The following is a 15280-nucleotide window of genomic DNA, read 5'->3' as shown; positions in this document are numbered from 1 at the left end:
TAGGTAAACTGTACCGCTATTCAGAGGTACAGTTTGGGCAAACAGTACCATCGCACTGCACCAATTTTGACAACGACAAGACGGGGATCGCAACGTGGATGACGCCAATTCGCCGGGCAGGCCGCAGCGCGCGGCGCCCATCGCCGAGAGCCTGGCCAACCTGATCGGCCAGCAGATCGCCGACGGCGTCTACCGCGCGGGCGACAAGCTGCCGTCCTTGCGCGAGCTGGCGCAACTGCACCGCTACGCCAAGAACACAGTCGTGGTGGCGTTTGAAATGCTGGTGGCGCGCGGGCTGGTCGAACCGCGGCGCGGCTCGGGCTTCTATGTGCTGGACGTCGATCACGCGCGCCCGGCCGCGGACGAAGAGCCGGGGCAATTGAGCCGGGCGATGGACATCGTGTGGCTGATGCGCGAACAGCTCAAGACCCAACCGGATGCGGTCGCCGTGGGCGACGGCTTTCCGCCGGTGGAGTGGCTGGCGGACATGCGCATGGATCGCTATCACCAGAAGGTGGTGCGCACGGGGCTGGGCGCGCTGTTCCGCTACGGCAGCCGATTTGGCTATGCGCCGCTGCGCGAAAGCCTGGTCCGCAAGCTGGGCGACGTGGGCATCAACACCGCGCCGTCGCAACTGGTGCTGACGCATGGCGCCAACGAGGCAATGGATCTGGTGATCCGCTACTTCCTGCCGCCGGGGTCGACGGTGCTGGTGGACAATCCCGGCTACTACCCGCTCTTTGGCAAGCTGAAGCTGGCCGGCGTGCGAATGCTGGGCGTGCCGCGCCTGCCTGACGGGCCGGACGTCGTTGCATTGGAATCGTTGCTGCAGCGCGAAAAGCCGCGGCTCTTCTTTACGCAGTCGATCGCGCACAATCCCACCGGCTCGGACATGTCGCCGGCCAAGGCCTACAAGATCCTGCAACTGTCAGAGCGCTACAACCTGATGGTGGTCGAAAACGACCCCCTGGCGGACTTCAAGCCCACGTCGTCGGTCAGGCTGTCGGCGCTGGATCAGCTTGAGCGCACCATCTACATCGGCAGCTTCTCGAAGTCTTTCTCGGCGGCGTTGCGCGTGGGTTTCATCGCGTGCAACGCTGCGCTGGCAAGCGACCTGGCCGATCTGAAGGCGCTAGTGCACGTCAGCAGTTCTGAATATTGCGAGCGCATGGTGGACGTGATGCTGCGCGAGGGCCATTACGAGCGGCATCTGGTGCGGCTGCGGCAGCGGCTGGAAGCTGCGACCGGCCAGGCGTTGCAGGTGCTGGATTCGCTGGGCGCGCAGGTGTTCACGCGGCCGACCAGTTCGTTGTATCTGTGGTCTGCGTTTCCCGGCGTGGCGGATTCGCTGACGTTGGCCGCGGCGCTGATGCCCGAGAAGGTCATCATGGCGCCGGGTCGCGTGTTCAGCGTGGATCCCACGGCGGTGTCGCCGTGGTCCCGCTGCAATGTGGGCGCCGTGGTGTCGCCGCGCTTCCACGCCACCCTGGCTGCGCATCTGGATCAGCGATAGGAGAATTCCTGGAAGGCCTGCCGCAGCTCGCCCTGCGACTGGTTGCTGAGCGCTCGCGCGACGGGTGCGTCGGGCGCGGCGCGCGCGGCTTGCACCGCAAATTGGCGCACGCCGCGGCGGGCCAGTTCCCGCGCCAGCGCCATCAGCCGCGATTCGTCCAGCCAGTCGGGATGCCACGTGATGCGGCATTCGAAATCCAGTCCGGCGGACAGCAACTGCGTCAGGCACGCCAGCGCCGGTCGCTGGGAATCGCGCCGGCCCGTGATGTCGTCGTAACCCTTGGCGTCCGCCTTGATGTCCATGCCCACCCAGTCCAGATGACGCAGCACGTCGGCAAGCCGTAGCGGGTAGATGCCCGCGGTGTGCAGGCCCACGCGGTAGCCCATGCGTTTGACGTCTCGGATCATGGCGGGCAGGCGCGGCTCGCTTAGCGGCTCGCCGCCTGAGAACACAACGGCGTCCAGGAGGCCCTTGCGGGTTTCGAGGAAGGCGCGGACCTCGCGCCAGTCATAGCGGGCGGCGCGCGTCTGGAGTTCGACGTTGTGGCAATAGTGACAGCGCCACGGGCAGCCCGAAATGAAGACGACCGCGGCCAGTTGGCCGGGCCAGTCGACGGTGGAAAAAGGCACCAGCCCGCCCACGGCGGGCGAGTGCCGGGGCAGGGGCTGGATAACCGGCTGCGGCGGTGCGGCATAGGCCGGCCGATCCGCCAGCAGGCGAATGGCCTGGGCGGCGGGCCGGCCGGCGCCGCCGGCCGGCGAGTTGCCCTGGGGCGATCCGCCTTCAGGCACTGCGTTCGACGAAGAAGCGGCGCTCATTGAATTCGCCCTGTTTGCCGGTGTTGAAGGAAGAAACCGGGCGGTGGTAGCCCATCACCCGGGTCCAGACTTCGCAGCGCACGCGCTGGCTGTCGTCCAGTTGGACAGCGGGAGCGGACGCGGCGACGGGAGCGGTCAAGGTTTGCATAGGTTTTCCTCGGAAAGTGATGCCGGACGCTTGCCCGGCGGGTAAAGGACGGCGCGCGCCGGAAGGTTGCGCACCGCCCCGGATCCCGGCAACGCTAGGCCGGGGTGCAGCAAGACGATTGCTTGGCCAGCAGTTCCGCGTCGCACTTGGGGCAGAACTCGTGGTGCCCTGCCAGGTAGCCGTGATTCGGGCAGATGGAGAACGTGGGCGTGACCGTGATGTAAGGCAGGCGGAAGTTGGTGAGCGCGCGGCGCACGAGCTGCTTGCAGGCCTCGGCGGTGGACACGGCCTCGTTCATGTACAGGTGCAGCACGGTGCCGCCCGTGTACTTGCTTTGCAGCGTTTCCTGCAGTTGCAGCGCGTGGAAGGGATCGTCCGTGTAGCCGACCGGCAACTGGCTGGAGTTCGTGTAGTAGGGCTGGGCGTCCGTACCCGCTTGCAGAATGCCCGGGTAGCGCTTGCGGTCTTCGCGAGCGAAGCGGTACGTGGTGCCCTCGGCCGGCGTGGCTTCAAGGTTGTAGAGGTGGCCGGTTTCTTCCTGGAATTCGGTCATGCGCTGGCGCACGCGGTCCAAAAGGCGCACCGCAAAGGCGTGGCCGGCGGGCGTGGTCACGTCTTCAGCATCGTCCGTGAAGTTGCGGATCATCTCGTTGATGCCGTTCACGCCCAACGTGCTGAAGTGGTTGCGCAGCGTGCCCAGGTAACGGCGGGTGTAGGGGTAGAGGCCCTGGTCGATGTAGCGCTGCACGACCTTGCGCTTCGTTTCCAGCACGTCGCGGCCCAGCGCCAGCAGGTAATCCAGCCGCTCCATCAGCCGCGCTTCGTCGCCGCGGCAGGTATGGCCCAGCCGGGCGCAGTTCACGGTCACGACGCCGACCGATCCGGTCTGCTCGGCCGAGCCGAAGAGGCCGTTGCCGCGCTTCAGGAGTTCGCGCAGGTCGAGCTGCAGGCGGCAGCACATGGAGCGCACCATGTGCGGCTCCAGGTCGGAATTCAGGAAGTTCTGGAAGTACGGCAATCCGTAGCGCGCCGTCATTTCAAAGAGGCGCTCGGTATTGGGATGGTCCCAGTCGAAATCGGGCGTGATGTTGTAGGTGGGAATGGGGAACGTGAACACGCGGCCCTTCGCGTCGCCGGCCATCATGACCTCGATGTACGCGCGGTTGATCATGTCCATCTCGGCCTGCAGGTCGCCGTAGGAAAACGGCATTTCCTCGCCGCCCACGTAAGGGATCTGGTCCTTCAGGTCGGCCGGGCAGGTCCAATCGAACGTGAGGTTGGTGAAGGGCGTTTGTGTGCCCCAGCGGCTGGGCACGTTCAGGTTGAAGATGAGTTCCTGGATGGATTGCTTGACGTCCGCGTAGGTCATCGCGTCGCGGCGGATGAAGGGCGCCATGTAGGTGTCGAACGAGCTGAACGCCTGCGCGCCGGCCCATTCGTTCTGCAGCGTGCCCAGGAAGTTGACGATCTGGCCGATGGCGGCCGACATGTGCTTGGGCGGCGTGGATTCGACCTTGCCGGGAATGCCGTTGAAGCCTTCGGTCAGCAACTGGCGAAGCGACCAGCCGGCGCAGTAGCCGCTGAGCATGTCCAGGTCGTGGATGTGGATGTCGCCTTCGCGGTGGGCATGTCCGGCTTCCGGGGTGAAGACGTTGGACAGCCAGTAGTTGGCGGTGACCTTGCCGGCGACGTTCAGGATGAGGCCGCCCAGGCTGTAGCCCTGATTGGCGTTGGCGTTGACGCGCCAATCGCGCTGTTCCAGATACTCTTCCATGGCGCTTTCGACGTCGACCAGCGTATGGCGCAGCGAACGCAGGCGGGCGTGCTGCTCGCGGTGGACGATGTAGGCGCGCGCCGTGCGCCAATGGCCTGCCTGGACCAGCACGTCTTCGACGCGGTTCTGGATGGTTTCGACGCCGGGGCAGACGTTGCCATCCAGCTTTGCGATGACGGTGCCGGTCAGCGCGCGTGCGCCTTGCAGGTCCAACTCCCCGGTGCTTTGGCCCGCCGCCGCCATGGCTTGCGCGATCTTCTCGCTATCGAATGCAACGACGCGGCCGTCGCGCTTGAGGATATGTTGGATTTCCATTGTTGGCACCATATGTAGTGGAGTGCGAAGACTCTATCACCACATATGGTGCTGGAACCGCTGGATGTGGATGCCGGTTGACCCGCGTCAAATGGCCGAAAACTGTCGTGAATTTGCGCAATGCGGCGGTCGGTCGCACCCGGCGCCTGTCGCCGGCCCGGCCGGATCAGAAGCCGATGCTCACGCCGAGCAGGGAAATCGCCACCGCGACCGCCGCCGTGCCGGCGGCCGGCCGCGGGGCCCATGACAGCAGGCCGAACCACAGCAGCGCGCCTGCGGACAGCCAGCCCAGCCAGACCACCATCCCCAACACGTCGCCCCACAGGCCCACGCAGGGAAGGATGGCCAGCCCCATCAACAGGACCCCGGCGCCGCGCAGGACGCGCGTGTGGCCGGCGTGCGGATTGCGCGTCCAGACCTGGTGATAGTGACGGGGGGTGGCAAGCGCCAGGCAAGCCATGCCGGCGTAGGTCAGCAGCAAGGCCATCGCGATGGCGCAGAGGTCGTTCATGGTCATGCGGCTGCTTTGTTGCGCGGGTCGCTGTGCCTGCCGGGTGGCGCGACGCCCTTGCGCTGTTGTGGGTAATGCCCCCGATTCTACGGGAATCGGCGCGGCGTCTGGCTTTGGAGCGCTTTGTATTTTCTGCACAGCTTCCGGGCCGCCACTGCTCTCACGGCGGCAATCGCCTGCCCGGTTCGGCGGACGCAGCCTCGGGAACGCGAATTGCTGTGTTCGCGCCTCCATCGGAAGCGATCGCCCGCCGTGCGCATCGTTGATGACCTACGACAAGGAGCCCAACCATGAAACGCAAAGCCGGAAACGCCCGCCAGATCAAGGAGCTGCTGTACCAGGCGCTGGAAACCGAGATCGGCGGCCTTGCCATTTACGAGACTGCGGTCAGCTGTGCCATCAATGAAGACCTGAAGAAAGAATGGCTGGGCTATCTGGAAGAAACCCGCACACATCGCCGTGTGTTGCTGACGGTGTTCGAACAACTGAAGCTGGACCCGCAGGCCAGGTCGCCGGGCCGCGACGTGGTGCGTCACCTGGGCGAATCGCTGGTGCGGGCGATGAAGATGGCCATCAACGCCGGCGACCCGGCCGCGGCTCAGCTGGTGGCGACCGAATGCGTGGTGCTGGCAGAGACCAAGGACCACGCCAACTGGTCGCTGATCGGGCTGATTGCCGAGCAGCAATCGGGCGAAGAAGCCAAGATCCTGAAGCAGGCCTATGACGCCGTGGCTACCGATGAGGACCATCACCTCTATCACACGCAAGGATGGTCGCGCGAGTTGTGGATCGAGTCGCTGGGCTTCCCGGCCGTGCTGCCGCCGCCCGAAGAGGTAAAGAAGGTGGAAACCGCCATTGGTGCGTCCCGCGCCGAGCAGGCGCGCGAAACGATGCTGACCCATTAAGGAGAAAAAATCATGGCAAGCAAGAAGCCAGCAAAAGGCGGCGCGCTCGACACCGCCTACATGAATACCGACAGCGGTCCGGCCACCGGTCCCGCCGGCAAGCCGACCCACCCCGCGCTCCAGCGCGCGGCTGCCGTGGGCGCCACCACAGGCGCCATCCCCCATAACGCCAACAAGGAAGCGGAGTACGGCGAGCAGGCCGCGCGCTGTCCCTACGCGGGTGCACACGTGGGCACGGTGGACCCCGCCGTGGGCGCAAGCTCGCTGTCCGAGAAGGAAGTCTCGGACAAGACGGGCGATGCCGCCACGCCGGGCGTAAACCAGAACGACGGCACGTTGCCCCGCGTGCGCGCGGACGGCGGCGGCCAAGCCCTGACCACCAACCAGGGCGTGCGCATCAGCGACAACCAGCACTCGCTGAAAGCAGGGCTGCGCGGGCCGGCACTGCTGAAGGACTTCATCCTGCGTGAAAAGATCACGCATTTCGACCACGAGCGCATCCCCGAGCGCATCGTGCACGCGCGCGGCTCGGCTGCCCACGGCTACTTCGAGTGCTACAAGCCGCTGACGGACCTGACCGCTGCGTCGCTGTTTGCCGAGGCCGGCAAGCGGACCCCGGTCTTCGTGCGCTTTTCGACCGTGGCCGGCGAGCGCGGATCCAAGGATACGGCGCGCGACGTGCGCGGCTTTGCCGTGAAGTTCTACACGGACGAGGGCAACTGGGATCTGGTCGGCAACAACATGCCGGTGTTCTTCATCCAGGACGCAATGAAGTTCCCGGACCTGGTTCACGCGGTCAAGCCCGAACCGCACCATGGCATGCCGCAGGCGGCTTCCGCGCACGACACCTTCTGGGACTTCGTGTCGCTCATGCCCGAATCGACGCACATGCTGATGTGGGCGATGTCGGACCGCGCGATTCCGCGCAGCTACCGGATGATGCAGGGCTTTGGCGTGCACACTTTCCGCTTCGTCAACGCGCAGGGTGAATCGCGGCTGGTGAAATTCCACTGGAATCCGATCCTGGGCACGCATTCGCAGGTATGGAACGAGGCGGTCAAGGTGTCGGGCGCGGACCCGGACTACCACCGGCGCGATCTGTGGGAAGCGATCGACGCGGGCCATGGCCCCGAATGGGAACTGGGCGTGCAGGTCTTCACCGAGGATCAGGCCGAGGGTTTCAGCTTCGACGTGCTGGACGCCACCAAGATCGTGCCCGAGGAACTGGTGCCGGTCGTGCCGATTGGCCGCATGGTGCTGGACCGCAACCCCGACAACTTCTTTGCCGAGACCGAACAGGTGGCGTTCTGCGCCGCGCACGTGGTGCCCGGCGTGGACTTCACGAATGACCCTCTGCTGGCTGGCCGCATCCATTCCTACGTCGACACGCAGATCTCGCGTTTGGGCGGCCCGAACTTCCACGAGATTCCCATCAACGCGCCGCTGGCGCCGGTGCACAACAACCAGCGCGACGGCATGCACCGCCAGGCCATCCATCGCGGCCGGGTGGCCTATGAGCCCAATTCGCTGGCCGGCGGCTGCCCGTTCCAGGCGGGCATGGACGGCTTCGTGTCGTTCCCGGAGCCGGTAACGAGCGATGAATTGCGCGGGCATCCCGAAAAGTTTGCCGAGCACTACAACCAGGCCACGCTGTTCTACGACAGCCAGACCGCCTGGGAGCGCAAGCACATCGTCGATGCCTTCGCGTTCGAGCTCAGCAAGGTGACCGTGCCGCAGATCCGCCAGCGCATGGTGGCGTCCCTGCGCAACGTATCCGACGAGTTGGCCCAAGGGGTGGCCGATCAGCTCGGCATGGCGCTGCCGGACCCGTTGCCGCGCGCCATAAAGAACCCGCCCAAGCCCGAAGTGCAGGTGTCGCCATCGCTGTCCCTGACCGCGCGGCCGGGCGACGGCAGCGTAGCCACGCGCAAGGTCGCCATCCTGGCGGCTGAAGGCGTGGATGGCAAAACCGTATCCGCGGTGGCCGACGCGCTGATTCAGGCGGGCGCCGTCGTGCGGCTGGTGGGTCAGCGCATTGGTCCCGTCCAGAGCGCCGACGGCGGCGCGTTCGATGCGGATGCGTCGCTGGACAACCATCCGTCCGGCGTGTTCGACGGGGCGGTGGTGGCGGGCGGCGCGGATGCCGCGGCGCTTCTGGCTGCCGACGGTCGGGCGCTTGAGTTCCTGCGTGATGCCTACCGGCACGGCAAGACGCTGATGGGTATTGGCGACGGCGTGCAGGTCTACGCGGCCGCAGGCATCGATCCCGATCCGAACGATGGCGGTCTGCTGCTGGGCGGGGAGGATCCGCAGGCGTTCATCGCGGCGCTGGGCAAACACCGCCATCCGGAGCGGGAGACCACGCCACCGAAGGTATGAGGACGCGCCCGCACGGGTAAGAACGGATCATTGACACGTGCGGGGCGGCTGCGAATACTGAGCCGGCAGGTCGGACGCGCGCAATCGGCGCGCGTCCTTCTTAACCGGGGAGGCCGTATGAATCGCGCGTCCGTGTTGCCTGTGAAGTTCCTTGGCTGGCTCTGCGCCAGCCTTTTGACTTTTTCCGCCCTGGTCAGCGTCTCACCGTCCGCGCGGGCCGCGTCGGCGGCGGAGATCGGCGCCGACGCGATGGCGGCGCTGGAGCAGCTTTACTCCCAGGATCCGCGCATGCGTGAACTGGGCAAGCAGGCTGTCGCGGTGCTGGTGTTTCCCGACATCATCAAGGGCGGCTTCCTGGTCGGCGGCGAGCGCGGCTCGGGCGCATTGATCCGCCGCGGCCAGGTCGAAGGGTTTTATTCGATATCTGCACTGTCTTTCGGGTTCCAGGCCGGCGCGCAACAGTTTTCGTACGCGCTGTTCTTCATGAATGAGCCGGCGCTGGCGTACCTGGATCAGAGCGACGGGTGGAGTCTGGGGGCGGGGCCCAGCCTGGTCGTGGTGGATCAGGGCTACGCCGCCAGCATCTCGACCACCACCTTGACGCAAGACGTGTACGCGGTGCCGTTTGGCGAGCAGGGCCTGATGGCGGGGATGGGTCTGCAAGGATCGAAGATCAGCCGCATGGATCCGAACTGAGTCATTTGCAGAAATGGGGGCGGGACCCCGGTTGGCGTCCCGCCGGCCGTCATTCCAGCGTTATGCCGGCACGCTGGGCGATGGCGCTGAAAGTGGCGATTTCTATCGCAATCTGCTCGCGGAAAGCCTGACCTGGCAGGAAGACCGGATTCAGTGACAGTTCCGATACGCGCTTGCGCACCTGAGTGTCCTGCATGATTTCCGCCATTACCCGGTTCAAGGTGTGCATGACCGGAGTCGGCGTGTTCGCCGGCGCGACCAATCCGTACCAGCCGACGAACGATACCTCCGGCATGCCCGCTTCGGCGAAGGTCGGCACGTCCGGCAATTGCGGCATGCGTTGCTCGCCGGTGACGGCCAGTGCGCGGATCTTGCCGGCGCGCACGTGGGCGGCGGACGCCGAAACCGTATCGACGGCCAGCGCGATCTCGCCGCCGATCAGCGCGGTCATGAGTTGCGCGCTGCCCTTGTACGGCACCGGCGTCATCTTGGCGCCGGCAGCCTGCGCGAACATCTCGCCGGTGAGGTGGGGGGCGGACCCGGAGCCAAACGTGCCGTACATCAGTCCGCCTTTGGCGCTTTCCTGTCGGGCGAGCTCGGCCGCCTGTTGTGGCGTCGCCGCGGGCAGCGCGTTTTGCGCCAGCAGCACGACGGGCGCCATGGCGACGATGCCGATGTGCTCGAAGCTGCGTACGGGATCGTAGGGCAGCGACGGTTTGAGTGCGGGCAGGACGCTGTACGTGGTGCTGCCCGACAGCATGAGCGTGTAGCCGTCGGGCGCTGCGCGGGCGACGGCCTCGGCGCCGATAAGCGTGGAGGCGCCGGGGCGATTCTCGACGATGACGGGCTGACCCAGCTTGCCCGTCAACTTGGTGGCGAGCAGGCGCGCCACCGCGTCGGTGGCGCCGCCCGGCGTGAACGGGACGACGATCTTGATGGCTTGGTCCGGATACGCGGCGTGGGCATTCGCGGCGGCAAGTGTCAACGCCAACAGGGCGGTGCGAAGTCTGGCGGTCATGATGGGGCTCGGTCGGATCAGGCGTAGGTGGACGATTGGGAGCAGGCTTGTTCGAGCAAGTCGGCGCCCTGGGTGCCGAGGTCCCAGAAAAGGCCAGCCATGATGGCCAGGCCTTCCCGGGCGACGCTGCCCAGCAGGTGTTCATTGGGCGCGTGCTGCGCGCAAGCGGGATAGGAGTGAGGCACCCACAGGGTGGGAAGGCCAAGTTGGTCGGCAAAAATGTCGTTGGGCAGGGAGCCGCCCAGGTTGGGCAAGAGGGCCGGCCGTTTGCCGGTGGTGCGCTCCAGCGAGGCGGCGGCCCAGCGCACCCACGGGGTGTCGGGCGACAGGCGCGTCGCGCCCGCCTGCATGCCGACACGAACCTCGACGTCGTCGAAACCGCCCTGATGCAGGTGTTCGACCACGTGTTCCTGCAGGGCACGCCAGTCGGTGCCGACCACGAAGCGCAACTGGCACCAGGCCGACGCTTCCGGAGGAATGGCGTTCACGGGCTTGGCGGGGTCGCCGGCGCCGAATGTCAGGACGTCGAGACTGTTCCAGCCGAATACCTTTTCCGGCGAGGTCAAGCCGGGTTCGCCCCACCAGTCGTTGATGTCCGGATCGTCGTCGCCACCACCGACTTCCAGGTCTGCCAGCGCCAAGGCGACCGCAGCGGGGATGGGCGGGGGGCGTAATCCCGGCACGGCGATGCGGCCGTTTGCGTCCACCAGCGAACTGATCGCATGCGTCAGCCGGATGGCCGGGTTGGAAAGCAGTCCGCCCCAGTTGCCGGAATGGTAGCCGCGTTCCCGAGCCCGTACCTTGAGTTCGAAATTGACCGCGCCGCGCGAGCCCATGAACAGCGTGGGCCGCGCGGCGTTCAGGCGCGGCCCGTCGCTGGCGATGAAGACGTCGGCGGCCAGAAGATTGCGGTGCGTCTTGCAGAACGCAGCCAGGCCGGGCGAGCCCGCTTCTTCGCCGGTTTCGATGAGCCAGATCGTATTGAACCCCAGCACGCCGCCGCGGACGGCGATGACGCGCGACAGCGCTTCAAGGTTGATGGAGTGCTGGCCCTTGTTGTCGGCCGTGCCGCGCCCGTACCAGCGGTCGCCTTCGACCTGCAGGCGCCAGGGGTCCCGGCCGGCGTCCCATTTGGCGGCGTTGCCTCGCACCACGTCGCCGTGACCGTACATGAGGACGGTCGGCAACTCGGCCGCTTCGATGCGGCGTGCGACCAGGATCGGCAGGTCCACCCCGGCAGGGTTGCGATGCACTTCACAGGAAAAGCCCAGTGCCGACAGGCGCGGGACCAGTTCGATCGACAGGTAGGCATGCTGCGCCGGGCCCTGGGTGGAGACTTCGCTTTCGGTGGTGTACGCGATGCGGCGCGCGAGGGTGTCCTGAAGGACGCCGCTGTCATACGCTTCTGTCGCGTGGAGAATGGCTTGTTCGCGGGTCATGGCGGTTCTCGGGGCAGTACGGAAAAACAAAAGTATTACGGTTCTACGCGTGCCACAATTAGATATTTCGCACCTTAGCGTTGCCATAAAGGCATCTCATCCAGGAGCCATCCATGATCTCCCTCGGTCTCAGATATTTCCTGGAAGTCGCGCGCTGCGGTTCGATCGCAGGCGCGGCGGCCAGCCTGCACGTGGCGGCATCCGCCGTCAGCCGGCAGATCGCCAAGCTGGAAGACAGCCTGGGCATCGTACTGTTCGAACGCCAGGCGCGCGGCATGGCGCTCAGCGAGGCCGGGCTTCAGCTCGCGGCATACGCCCGGGCGGCCGCGCTGGAGGCCGAACGCGTCACCAAGGAGATCCGGCGGCGGAGCGCGCTAGGCGACGTCACGATCCGGCTGGCCTGTAGCGAGGGATTCGCGCACCGATTCCTGCCGCTATGCATGGCCGACTTCAAGCAGGTCCGGCCCGAGACGCGTTTTCATCTTCAGGTGGACCGGCCGGAGGAGGTGATTCGCCGGATTCTCGAGGGAATGTCGCAGATCGCGCTGCACTACACGGTGGCGCAGGACGATCGCTTGAAGACCGAACTGCTGACGCGCGCGCCGGTTTACGCGGTGATGTGCCGGCAGCATCCGCTTGCCGCGCGCCGTGCGATCAGCCTGCGTGACCTGGCCGACGTGCCGGTATCGGTTGGCGACAAGGGCACGACCGTGCGGCAGCTTTTCGATACCGCCTGCGCCAATGCCGGCTTGCACATCGAGCCGGCCTACGTGTCCAACAATTCGGCGGCCTTCCTGCCCATGCTGCCGGGCAGCCGGATCGTGGCGCTGACGGGTTACCTGACCTTGATGGGGGATCCGCAGGGCACCGCGCTGGCCGCAGTGCCGTTCAGCAACCCGGAAATGCGCCAGCGCAGCATCCAGGCCGTGACGCTGCAAGGGCGCACCTTGCCGCCGCTGGCCAAGGAGTTTCTGGAATTCATGGCGGCGCGGCTCACCGCGGCGCCGCGCGCGCCGGATCTGGAGAAGGGCGCCGCGTAATGGCCGTTGCCTAGACCGACCGCACGAACAGTGCGCGCAGCTTGTTCCAGAAATCGCCGCCCAACACGAAGAAGCTGGCCACCAGCATGACGTCGCCCAGCAGTTGCGCCTGCCACAGCCGCGGCCGGAAACCGGGCCAGATCTGATCGACATAGGGTTCCAGCATCGATGTGAGCAGCGGCAGGATGAACATCACCATGCCGATGGCGTGGCGCACGGGGCCGACCTTCTGCACGGGCGCCAGTTTCTTCGCGTGACCGCCGATGATGGCCTTGAGTTGCTGGAATCCCTCTTTGCCCATGACGGCGATGCAGGTGATGAGCAGCACCTTGTTGGCGATGAAGATGGCGCCGGTCAGTGCCGCGATGCGCGATCCGGGGATGTCCATCGCGGCGCCGATGGGAATCAGGAACCAGAGCGCGAAGGCCAGGATGAAAATTCCGATTCCGCACTTGAAGCGCCAGCCCATTGCCGGCGCGGGTTGGGTTGGCATGTCTTGGACACTCATGGCGGTCTCCTTGCGAGGGGTGGAATTTGAGGCGAGGGGATTCAAGGCAGGTGAATCAAGTTCCGGAAATACGGCGGCGTGAGGAAAATACGCCCGGCTTGCGGGGCGCACGCGGCCGGGGTTCAAGCAACTGCAGCATCAGGCAGGCATACAGGGTGACGGCGATGAACAGCCCCATGCGCACGGCGAAGGCGGTGTAGACGTCCTTGCCCGCCACGCTGTCCTGCACCGACTGGCCCAGCAGGATGATGAGCGTGATCAGGGTGTTCAGCCAGAAAGTGGGCGCATGCGGCGTGGGACTCAGCCGGTACAGCTTTCTGGCCATTACCAGCCCGAACAGCAGCATCCACAGGAAGTACATCCACAGGCTGGGAAAGGGCCGCAGGGCGATCCAGAACCCCACCGCAAGCACGCCGGCCAGCAGCGTCGATCCCAGGATCTCGCGCGCCGCGCCATGCGCCGCCGTGACGCAGCTTTGGCGGCCCAGGCTGACTGCCTTCAGGATGATGGGCATGTAGCCCAGCGGATCGGTCATGGCCAGCAGAAAGGCCGGCAGCACGACCAGCGCCGCGCGCAGGGCCATGCGGCTTGCCTCGGCGGCCGGCAGAACAGGCGGGGGCGGCGGCGCCGGCAGGCCGGGCGGTTCGGGAAACAGCGCGTGGCAGACCCCCAGCACCAGGGCGGCCAGCAGCAGCGCTTTGACCAGGGCCTCGATCACCGTCACCGCCAGGCCGAAGTCCAGGGTGCCTGCCGCGGAAATCATGGTCAGGCCGATGATCAGGAACGTCGACACCAGATTGTTGCCGCCGCGCAGCCCGTGGCGAAACGCCAGGAACAGGCACAGGCCGACGATCAGCACCCCGCCGGCCGGGTAGTAGCGAAGCAGGGGAATCAGCAACAGCCCGCTTCCCGTGGTGAACATCGCCACCAGGGCCAGGCCGAGGCCGGCTTTCAACGACAGCGGCCGGTTCATCTGCGCCAGCAGGAACACCCCGAGCACCGGCGCGATCATCGGGATCGGCATGTCCAGCCCGAAGCTGATCGCCAGGCACAGCGCCGTCCCCACGCCCAGGCGCAGGGCGCGCTGGCCGCGGGGGTCGCGAGGGGCGGGGGGCGTGTCAGTAAGCATAGGACAGCCAGCTCATCAGCCGCAGGTACAGGCGGCCCAGGGGGTTGAGCGGATTGCCGGGGTTGGGAAATGCCATGACTTCGGCCTGGCCGCCCACCCGGATGCCGCGCAGGGACGGAAGCTGTCCGGGATCGAGGTCGATGGCGACCGGGAAGCGTTGGGCGGGCCGCAGCCAGTCGCGGCTGTTCTGCACCGTGGGGAGGCTGCCGGGCTGCGTGGGCGTGCCGACGTTCACGCCATAGCCCACGCTGCGCACGCGGCCCTCGAACACCTGCCCGGGCAGTGCGTCCAGGATGATGGCGACCGGCGTGCCGGGGTCGACGTGCCCCAGGTTGTTCTCGGTCATTTCCGCGTTGATCCACACGTCGTGAATGGCGATCAGCGTCATCACGGGCTTTCCCGCCGCGGCGAATTGGCCGGCGTCGGTCCGCAGGTCGGTGACGAGGCCCGCAGCGGGGGCGCGCACCTGCGTGTTGGCCAGGTCCAGTTCAGCCTTTTCCACGGCGGCGGCGGCGCTGCGCAGCTTGGCGTTGTCTTCCTCGCTGCCGCCTTCCTGTTCGCGCGCCCGCTGCACCTCGGCACGTGCGGCCGCCACCTGGCTGACCGCCTGCGCCAGATTGGCCCGCGCAATCTCCAGCCGGCGCAGCGATATCGTGCCCTGGTCGTCGCGGTACAGGCGCTCGAGTCGGGTGCTGTCCTGGCGCGCGCGGACTTCATTGGCTTGCGCCGCGCGCAGGGACGCCTGCGCCGCATCGATGCCGGCGGTGCTGGCGCCAATCTGCCGGCGCGTGGCGTCCAGATCCGCCCGGGCGCGGTCGAGCGCAATCCGGTAATGCTCCGGGTCGATGTCGAACAGCACGGCGCCCGACTTCACGTCCTGGTTGTTGCGCACATGTACCTGCGTCACCCGGCCCGCCACTTCGGATGCCACCGGCACCACGAAGGCCTCCACCCGCGCCTGCTGCGTGTACGGCGTGTAGCGGTCCGCCAGCAGATACCAGACCAGGCTGATGACGATGACCACGAGAACCCAGCGGACCCCCTTTTTGGCGGGATCCGCGGGGGGCGGCGGGGCGGCCGGCGGTGC

General features: G+C 66.5%; 14 protein-coding genes. 5 read left to right on the top strand and 9 right to left on the bottom strand.

The genetic code is table 11. From position 1 onward, the window contains the following. The first annotated feature begins 94 nt into the window (after nucleotides 1–94). A complete protein-coding gene (locus tag B2W22_RS07440; protein ID WP_175136303.1) occupies nucleotides 95–1513 on the top strand; it encodes a PLP-dependent aminotransferase family protein in 1419 nt (472 codons plus the stop codon). Here the strand turns inward: B2W22_RS07440 and B2W22_RS07435 are convergent. From B2W22_RS07435 to B2W22_RS07420, 4 genes are all read right to left on the bottom strand, one after another. Next, on the bottom strand, nucleotides 1504–2331 hold the full coding sequence (locus B2W22_RS07435) for an anaerobic ribonucleoside-triphosphate reductase activating protein (protein ID WP_286936939.1): 828 nt from the start codon (nucleotides 2329–2331) through the stop codon (nucleotides 1504–1506). The genes B2W22_RS07440 and B2W22_RS07435 overlap by 10 nt on opposite strands. Next, the gene (nrdD, locus tag B2W22_RS07430; RefSeq protein WP_175121277.1) at nucleotides 2297–2479 is read right to left on the bottom strand and encodes an anaerobic ribonucleoside-triphosphate reductase; all 183 of its coding nucleotides are present in this window, start codon (nucleotides 2477–2479) and stop codon (nucleotides 2297–2299) included. The genes B2W22_RS07435 and nrdD overlap by 35 nt, the downstream gene beginning before the upstream one ends. A gap of 94 nt (nucleotides 2480–2573) precedes the next feature. Continuing rightward, nucleotides 2574–4568 (bottom strand): ribonucleoside triphosphate reductase, encoded by a 1995-nt coding sequence (locus B2W22_RS07425; protein ID WP_175136305.1) that lies wholly within the window; start codon nucleotides 4566–4568, stop codon nucleotides 2574–2576. 166 nt (nucleotides 4569–4734) lie between these two features. Continuing rightward, complete coding sequence (locus B2W22_RS07420; protein ID WP_175121279.1) at nucleotides 4735–5085, bottom strand: DUF3325 domain-containing protein; 351 nt, start codon at nucleotides 5083–5085, stop codon at nucleotides 4735–4737. A 284-nt stretch (nucleotides 5086–5369) separates the two neighbouring features. On the opposite strand from B2W22_RS07420, the gene B2W22_RS07415 reads away from it, so the two are divergent. From B2W22_RS07415 to B2W22_RS07405, 3 genes are all read left to right on the top strand, one after another. Further along, a complete protein-coding gene (locus B2W22_RS07415; protein WP_286936935.1) occupies nucleotides 5370–5984 on the top strand; it encodes a hypothetical protein in 615 nt (204 codons plus the stop codon). 12 nt (nucleotides 5985–5996) lie between these two features. Then, nucleotides 5997–8363 carry a catalase gene (locus B2W22_RS07410; RefSeq protein WP_286936934.1) on the top strand — a complete coding sequence of 789 codons (2367 nt, stop codon included), beginning with the start codon at nucleotides 5997–5999 and terminating at the stop codon, nucleotides 8361–8363. Nucleotides 8364–8480: 117 nt separating this feature from the next. Beyond that, nucleotides 8481–9059: a YSC84-related protein gene (locus B2W22_RS07405; RefSeq protein WP_175121282.1), complete on the top strand. Its 579-nt coding sequence runs from the start codon at nucleotides 8481–8483 to the stop codon at nucleotides 9057–9059. 49 nt (nucleotides 9060–9108) lie between these two features. On the opposite strand, the gene B2W22_RS07400 is transcribed toward B2W22_RS07405, so the two are convergent. Together B2W22_RS07400 and B2W22_RS07395 are read right to left on the bottom strand one after the other, a co-directional pair. Next, nucleotides 9109–10077 carry a Bug family tripartite tricarboxylate transporter substrate binding protein gene (locus B2W22_RS07400; protein WP_175121283.1) on the bottom strand — a complete coding sequence of 323 codons (969 nt, stop codon included), beginning with the start codon at nucleotides 10075–10077 and terminating at the stop codon, nucleotides 9109–9111. 17 nt (nucleotides 10078–10094) lie between these two features. Next, nucleotides 10095–11516, bottom strand: coding sequence for a M20 family metallopeptidase (locus tag B2W22_RS07395; protein ID WP_175121284.1), 1422 nt, complete (start codon nucleotides 11514–11516; stop codon nucleotides 10095–10097). A 113-nt stretch (nucleotides 11517–11629) separates the two neighbouring features. On the opposite strand from B2W22_RS07395, the gene B2W22_RS07390 reads away from it, so the two are divergent. Next, on the top strand, nucleotides 11630–12556 hold the full coding sequence (locus B2W22_RS07390; RefSeq protein ID WP_175121285.1) for a LysR family transcriptional regulator: 927 nt from the start codon (nucleotides 11630–11632) through the stop codon (nucleotides 12554–12556). Nucleotides 12557–12566: 10 nt separating this feature from the next. Here the strand turns inward: B2W22_RS07390 and B2W22_RS07385 are convergent, their stop codons facing one another. The 3 genes from B2W22_RS07385 to B2W22_RS07375 are packed head-to-tail and all read right to left on the bottom strand — an operon-like array spanning nucleotide 12567 to nucleotide 15205. Next, nucleotides 12567–13064 carry a transporter suffix domain-containing protein gene (locus B2W22_RS07385; protein ID WP_175121286.1) on the bottom strand — a complete coding sequence of 166 codons (498 nt, stop codon included), beginning with the start codon at nucleotides 13062–13064 and terminating at the stop codon, nucleotides 12567–12569. Between the two features lie 55 nt (nucleotides 13065–13119). Then, the gene (locus tag B2W22_RS07380; protein ID WP_286936930.1) at nucleotides 13120–14193 is read right to left on the bottom strand and encodes a DUF2955 domain-containing protein; all 1074 of its coding nucleotides are present in this window, start codon (nucleotides 14191–14193) and stop codon (nucleotides 13120–13122) included. Then, nucleotides 14183–15205 (bottom strand): HlyD family secretion protein, encoded by a 1023-nt coding sequence (locus B2W22_RS07375; RefSeq protein WP_239212811.1) that lies wholly within the window; start codon nucleotides 15203–15205, stop codon nucleotides 14183–14185. Before B2W22_RS07375 ends, B2W22_RS07380 begins: the two co-directional genes overlap by 11 nt. Between the last annotated feature and the right edge of the window lie 75 nt (nucleotides 15206–15280).

It is taken from the genome of Achromobacter sp. UBA4530 (assembly GCF_002388205.1).
GTDB classification, from domain to species: domain Bacteria; phylum Pseudomonadota; class Gammaproteobacteria; order Burkholderiales; family Burkholderiaceae_B; genus Achromobacter; species Achromobacter animicus.
Note: the sequence above shows the minus strand (reverse complement) of the source record. Positions and strands in the feature narration are given on the sequence as shown.

Bases quoted from the DNA above. Each gene is read 5' to 3' on its own strand.
- B2W22_RS07395 (WP_175121284.1), bottom strand. From the start codon at position 11,516: ATGACCCGCGAACAAGCCATTCTCCACGCGACAGAAGCGTATGACAGC.
- B2W22_RS07435 (WP_286936939.1), bottom strand. From the start codon at position 2,331: ATGAGCGCCGCTTCTTCGTCGAACGCAGTGCCTGAAGGCGGATCGCCC.
- B2W22_RS07385 (WP_175121286.1), bottom strand. From the start codon at position 13,064: ATGAGTGTCCAAGACATGCCAACCCAACCCGCGCCGGCAATGGGCTGG.
- B2W22_RS07420 (WP_175121279.1), bottom strand. From the start codon at position 5,085: ATGACCATGAACGACCTCTGCGCCATCGCGATGGCCTTGCTGCTGACC.
- B2W22_RS07405 (WP_175121282.1), top strand. From the start codon at position 8,481: ATGAATCGCGCGTCCGTGTTGCCTGTGAAGTTCCTTGGCTGGCTCTGC.
- nrdD (WP_175121277.1), bottom strand. From the start codon at position 2,479: ATGCAAACCTTGACCGCTCCCGTCGCCGCGTCCGCTCCCGCTGTCCAA.
- B2W22_RS07415 (WP_286936935.1), top strand. From the start codon at position 5,370: ATGAAACGCAAAGCCGGAAACGCCCGCCAGATCAAGGAGCTGCTGTAC.
- B2W22_RS07390 (WP_175121285.1), top strand. From the start codon at position 11,630: ATGATCTCCCTCGGTCTCAGATATTTCCTGGAAGTCGCGCGCTGCGGT.
- B2W22_RS07380 (WP_286936930.1), bottom strand. From the start codon at position 14,193: ATGCTTACTGACACGCCCCCCGCCCCTCGCGACCCCCGCGGCCAGCGC.
- B2W22_RS07425 (WP_175136305.1), bottom strand. From the start codon at position 4,568: ATGGAAATCCAACATATCCTCAAGCGCGACGGCCGCGTCGTTGCATTC.
- B2W22_RS07410 (WP_286936934.1), top strand. From the start codon at position 5,997: ATGGCAAGCAAGAAGCCAGCAAAAGGCGGCGCGCTCGACACCGCCTAC.
- B2W22_RS07400 (WP_175121283.1), bottom strand. From the start codon at position 10,077: ATGACCGCCAGACTTCGCACCGCCCTGTTGGCGTTGACACTTGCCGCC.